This window comes from Pseudoxanthomonas sp. LjRoot204_2 (genome assembly GCF_056175765.1).
Window position 1 is genome coordinate 1 of record NZ_JBGFFG010000216.1, and the last position, 5786, is coordinate 5786.

A 5786-nucleotide genomic window follows, 5' to 3' on the forward strand; every position below is an offset into this window, starting at 1 on the left:
CCGCGGCCCAGGCCGCGGCGGCGAAGAAGCGTGACCCGGCCGGCACCGGTGCGCGCCCATCGCGCGACAACGCCCCCCCGCGCCCGGCCGTGGCGTCTGCGCCGCCGCTGAAGGTCGGCGGACTCGGCTGGCCGGTGTCGGGCAGCCTGCTGGCGCGCTACGGCGGTCGCCTGCCGGATGGCCGCGCCAGCACCGGCGTGCTGATCGGTGCGCCCGCTGGCACCACGGTCACGGCCGTGGCCGACGGGACGGTGGTCTTCTCGGAGTGGATGACCGGCTATGGCCTGATCCTGATCCTCGACCATGGCAACGGCTACATGAGCCTGTATGCGCACAACGACAGCCTGCTGAAGGACAGTGGCGTGCAGGTGAAGCGTGGCGAGGCCGTCGCGCGCGTCGGCACATCGGGCGGACAAGGGCAGGCTGCCCTGTATTTCGAGCTGCGCCGGAACGGACAGCCGGTCGATCCGGCCTCGTGGCTGCAGCGGCGATGAACGGTGCTGGCGCCCGTAACTCCGCTTGAACATCCGCGCCGCGCGGGTTCACGCATAATCCGGCGAACGTCGCGCCGTGCCGCGGCGTCCTCGCAAGCCTCACCCGGAGTGTCCGCATGACGCAGCGTTTTCCCCTGGCCATCCTGACCGTCGCCCTGCTCGCCGCCACGCCGGCATGGGCACAGCAGCAGGCGCCGCTGCCGGAGACGCCGCCGGTGGTCGCGCCCAGCGACGATCCCGACGCGGCGGAGACCGCGCCGGCGAAGGTGCCGCTGGAGGAAATCCGCCGCTACGTGGCCGTGTTCAACGCGGTCAAGGAAGCGTATGTGGAGCCGGTCGAGGACAAGAAGCTGATGCAGTCCGCGATCCGCGGCCTGCTGCTGGACCTAGATCCCCACAGCACGTATTTTGACAAGGCCGACTCCGAAGCCTTCGACGAACAGGCCAACGGTGCCTATGAAGGCATCGGCGTCGAACTGATGCAGCAGCCTGACCGCACCTTGCTGGTGGTGTCGCCCATCGACGACACGCCGGCGGCGAAGGCGGGCATCAAGTCGGGCGACCTCATCACCGCCATCGACGGCAAGCCGATCAGCGCCGACGACGGCATGGAGCCGCTGCGTGGTGCGCCCGGCAGCAAGATCGTACTGACCATCGTGCGCGACGGTACCCCCAAACCCTTCGACGTCACCCTGGTGCGCGACACCATCCGTGTGACCAGCGTACGCAGCCGCCTGCTGGAACCGGGCTATGGCTACCTGCGCATCAGCGCGTTCCAGACCGATACCGCGGCCGACTTCCAGAAGCAGATCGACAGGCTGCAGCAGAACGGCAAGCTGCGCGGTCTGGTGCTGGACCTGCGCAGCAATCCCGGCGGCCTGCTGCTCGCCGCTGTGCAGGTGGCGGACGATCTGCTCGACAAGGGCAACATCGTCAGCACGCGCGGACGCATGTCGATCAGCGACTCCAAGTTCGATGCCACGCCCGGCGACCGCCTGAACGGCGCACCGGTCGTGGTGCTGGTCGATGCCGGTTCGGCCAGCGCATCGGAAGTACTGGCCGGTGCACTGCGCGACAACAACCGTGCGCGCGTGGTGGGCAGCCGCACCTTCGGCAAGGGATCGGTGCAGACCGTGCTGCCGCTGGACAACGGCGATTCGGTCAAGCTGACCACGGCGCGCTATTACACGCCCAGCGGCAAGTCGATCCAGGCCAGCGGCATCGTGCCGGACGTGGTCGTGAAGCCCGAGCAGGGCGGCAAGCCAGGCGCCGCCGTCCTGGGCCAGGATGGCCAGCTGTACATCACCGAAGCCACGCTGCCGGGCCACCTGCGCGGCGATGAAGAAGGCGCCGCCGGTTATACGCCCGGCGATGTGCTGGATGGCGAAGCGCCGATCCAGGCCGCGTTGGCGGAGCTGAAGAAGGTTGCCGCGACCGCGAAAGCGGACAGCGCGGGCAGTACCTCGCGGCGCTGACGGCGCGCGCCCGTCACCGGGCGCTCGGCTCCGCCTCCGCGGCGCTCGCACTGCGCATGATGCGGTTGAACAGCGGCGTCGCCATCAGCGTGGTCAGGATGGCCATCACCACCAGGATCGAGAACAGGCTCGGGCCGATGAGCCCCGCCTGCAAGCCGATGTTGATGATGATGAGCTCCATCAGGCCGCGCGCATTCATCAATGCACCGATCGCCATCGCATCGCGCGAGGTTTCGCCCGCCAGCCTTGCCGCGGCCCAGCACGCGACGGCCTTGCCACCGAACGACGCCAGCAGGATCGCGATCGCCGGCAGCAGCATCGCCGCATCGAAGACGAGCGACAGCTGCGTCTTCAGTCCCGAGTAGGTGAAGAACAGCGGCAGCAACAGCACGACGACGACCGTCTGCAGCGTCGCACGCAGGCGGTCGGTCAGCGCGCCGCGGGGCAGGCAGATGCCGAGCACGAAGCCGCCGAACACCGCATGCAGCCCGATGGCATCCATCGCCCACGCGCAGAAGAAGAACAGCGCCATCACTACCGCGAAGGTCGGTGCAGGCAACGGCCCGTCGAGCGGCACGCGGTTGGCCAGCGGCCGCAGCCAGCGGCGCCCGACCGACAGCATCAGCGCGAGATACACGATGCCGCCGATGATCGCGATCCAGGCCTGGCCCCAGCTTCCTCCGAAACTCGCCAGCACCACCGCCAGGATGCACCAGGCCGCCGCGTCATCCATGGCGCCGGCCGTCAGTGCCAGCGTGCCCAGCGGCGAGCCCGCCAGGCCGCGCTCCTGGATGATGCGCGCGAGCATCGGGAAAGCGGTGATCGCGATGGCGGCGCCCAGGAACAGCGCGGTTTCCAGGAAGCGCGCCTGCGGCGAGAACAGCCCCGGCACCTCGTGCAGCCACGGCGCCAGCGCGAAGGCCAGGGCGAACGGCACGGCGATGCCGGCCCACGACACCGCCAGGGCGCTGCGGTAGCGCGCCTGCAGGTGGGCCACGTTGAACTCCGTGCCGACCAGGAACATGTAGAGCCCCACTCCCACCTGCCCGCCGACATACAGCATGTCCAGCGAGGCCGCCGGGAACAGCGCGCCCTGCATGCCCGGGGCAAGCGCGCCGAACAGGGAGGGTCCCAGTGCCACCCCCGCGATCATTTCCCCGACCACCTGGGGTTGGCCGATGCGTCGCGCCAGCGCGCCCGCTGCCCGGCACGCCAGGATGATCACCCCGACCTGGAGGAAAAAGTAGACCGACAGTTGGGGTGTGGACATCGTCGCCTGCGTTGCCGGATTGCGGACCGGTCAGCGACGCATCATAGGGTCACGGACAACGGGCCAGGAACACCCCGTGCGGCTCAGCGCGGCTTGGCGGGCAGCGGGAACGGCGTCACCACCTTCTCGCCGGTGGTGGCATCGCGGATCGCGGACTGGCCTTTCCGCTCAACTTCCTCCACGCGGATGATGCTCTGCATGGGCAGGTGCAACACCCTGGTCGCGCCGAATTCGTCGCGCAACCGCTCTTCGGTGGGATCGACCACCAACCCTTCGTGGAGATCGAACACCAGGTCGGCGACTTCGGTGAAGCCCCACAGGGCGCTGGCGGCGACACGGCGCGCGTACAGCTCGTAGACCTTGGTGTGGTTGTGGAAGGTGATCTTGTAGAGCGCGTTCTTCATGCGGGGATTATAGGAGCGAGGGCAGGGAAGTGAGAGGAAAGAAGTGGGGCGTGAGCAAAGGCTGTACTGCTCACTCCTCTTCCCTCACTCCTCCCCTCAGTAGCCTTGCCGCTTCCGCATGCGGCGTGCGATCGCCGCGCGCACGAACAGGGCGAAAACCACCCCGAACAGGAAGCCGGCAATGTGCGCCCACCACGCCACCGCACCGAACGCCGGGCCGGTATAGGCGAACACCACCTGCAGCAGCGCCCAGATGCCGATCAGCAACGAGGCGGGTGCCTTCACGAACTCCAGGAACAGGCCCAGCGGCAGCACCACGCCCAGCTTGGCGGTGGGGAACAGCGCCAGGTAGGCGCCGATCACGGCGGATATCGCACCGCTGGCGCCGATGATGACGCGGTCCGGCGTGCCGATGCTCAGGACCGCCGCCACGTTGGCCACGGCACCGCCGACGAGGAACAGCAACAGGAAGCGCCACGGCCCCATCGCCCGCTCCGACGGCAGCCCGAAGATCAGCAGGAACACCAGGTTGCCGAGCAGGTGCGCCCAGTCCGCATGCAGGAACAGCGCAGTGAACAGCCGCAGCASCGTGCCGCTCTGCAGCGACGCCAGCCAGACCTCCGGTGCCACCATCCCGCCGGTCAGTGCGCCCCAGCGGATCAGCAGATCGCCCTGTGCCGCATCTCCCCGCGTCAGCGCCCAACAGAACGTGGCCGACAGCAGGACGAGCAAGGTGGGCGTGGCCCAGCGGACGGGCGCCTTGCGACGGGAGGGGAGCGAAACGAACATGCGGCGGAACTCTACCTGCTCACCGTCCGGCTGCCCATGGTGCATCGCGACGAAACTGAATAGGGGCAATGACTTACGACGGATTGTTAGAGTTTAGTTAGCGGGTATACTGCATACGGCGTCGTATGTCGGGAGGGGCTTCCGGCAGGTCGAAAGGTGGACAACACACCCCGGCCTTCGCGACGCAGACGATCCTTGTACCCACGTCTCCGGAGAGATACAGATGGAATTCACCAAGAACCTGACCCGCGTCACCGCGCTGGCACTCGGCATCGCCGGTGTCCTCGCCTATGGCGATGTGCACGCGGCCGCCTTCCAGTTGAAGGAAAACAGCGTCAAGGCCCAGGGTCGCGCGATGGCCGGCTCGGCCTCCGCCAAGGGCGACGCTTCGGTGGTGGTCAACAACCCCGCCGTCATGTCCACGTTCACCGAGCGCACGCTGCAGGCCGACCTCACCGCGATCGACCTGTCCTACGAATTCTCCGGCGACGGCACCGCCGCGACCGGCACGCCGTTCCAGCAGCCGCTGACCGGCGGCAATGGTGGCGACGCCGGTGACGTGGCCGCCGTGCCCGCCGCGTCGTTCATCCTGCCCCTGAGCGGCGACTTCGAGTACCTGACGCTCGGCATGATGATCAGCGCGCCGTTCGGCCTGAAGACCGAATACGACGACGGCTGGAAGGGCCGTTACCACGCGCTGGAATCGGACGTGAAGATCGTCGACCTGACGCTGGCCGCATCGCTGGAGCTGAGCGACAGCTTCTCGGTCGGCGCCGGCCTGATCTACGAGCACGCCGACGTCACCCTGTCCAACGCCGTGGATTTCGGCACCATCGTCTGCAGCCGCAGCCCGGCCGCGTGCGTCGGCCCGACCGCGCAGTTCGGCCCGCAGCGCAATGACGGCTTCGCCAGCATCAACGGCACRCACAACGGCCTGGGCTGGATCGTCGGTGTCAACTGGCGTCCGAGCGACAAGTGGTCGCTGGGCTATTCGCACCGTTCCGAAGTCGACCACGAGCTGGATGGCGACTCCGTGTTCGAAGTGCCGGCCAACGTCCGCGCCGCGCTGGGCAACAGCGTCTTCATCAACGGCGGCGGCGGTGCCGACCTGACGACCCCGGCGGTCGATGCGTTCAGCGCCACCTACTACGCCACCGACCGCTTCACCGTCATGGCCGAAGTCACCCGCACCGACTGGTCGTCGCTGCAGGAGATCCGCATCGAGTTCGACAACCCCGCGCAGCCCGACTCGGTCGAGGAGTACAACTGGGACGAGAACTGGTTCTACTCGATCGGTGGCGAATACAAGTTCAGCGATGCGTTCACCTTCCGTGCCGGCGTGGCCCGCGACGAC

General features: G+C 68.0%; 5 protein-coding genes and 1 pseudogene. 3 read left to right on the forward strand and 3 right to left on the reverse strand.

Features of this window, described 5'->3' with window-relative positions:
- Both AC04L7_RS11225 and AC04L7_RS11230 read left to right on the forward strand, forming a co-directional pair.
- Nucleotides 1-494, forward strand: a 494-nt coding sequence (locus tag AC04L7_RS11225; protein ID WP_475513020.1) for a murein hydrolase activator EnvC family protein, incomplete at its 5' end; no start/stop codon positions are given.
- A 116-nt stretch (nt 495-610) separates the two neighbouring features.
- Nucleotides 611-1948, forward strand: a pseudogene (locus tag AC04L7_RS11230) (S41 family peptidase); the annotation flags it as partial.
- Between the two features lie 34 nt (nt 1949-1982).
- Here the strand turns inward: AC04L7_RS11230 and AC04L7_RS11235 are convergent.
- From AC04L7_RS11235 to AC04L7_RS11245, 3 genes are all read right to left on the reverse strand, one after another.
- Nucleotides 1983-3239, reverse strand: coding sequence for a cation:proton antiporter (locus AC04L7_RS11235; RefSeq protein WP_435996054.1), 1257 nt, complete (start codon nt 3237-3239; stop codon nt 1983-1985).
- An 83-nt stretch (nt 3240-3322) separates the two neighbouring features.
- Nucleotides 3323-3643 (reverse strand): DUF1820 family protein, encoded by a 321-nt coding sequence (locus AC04L7_RS11240; protein ID WP_435996056.1) that lies wholly within the window; start codon nt 3641-3643, stop codon nt 3323-3325.
- 96 nt (nt 3644-3739) lie between these two features.
- Nucleotides 3740-4432 (reverse strand): rhomboid family intramembrane serine protease, encoded by a 693-nt coding sequence (locus tag AC04L7_RS11245; RefSeq protein WP_475513021.1) that lies wholly within the window; start codon nt 4430-4432, stop codon nt 3740-3742.
- 223 nt (nt 4433-4655) lie between these two features.
- Between AC04L7_RS11245 and AC04L7_RS11250 the strand changes: the two genes are divergently transcribed.
- Nucleotides 4656-5786 (forward strand): OmpP1/FadL family transporter (locus AC04L7_RS11250; RefSeq protein ID WP_475513022.1); only part of this gene is annotated, 1131 nt, incomplete at its 3' end.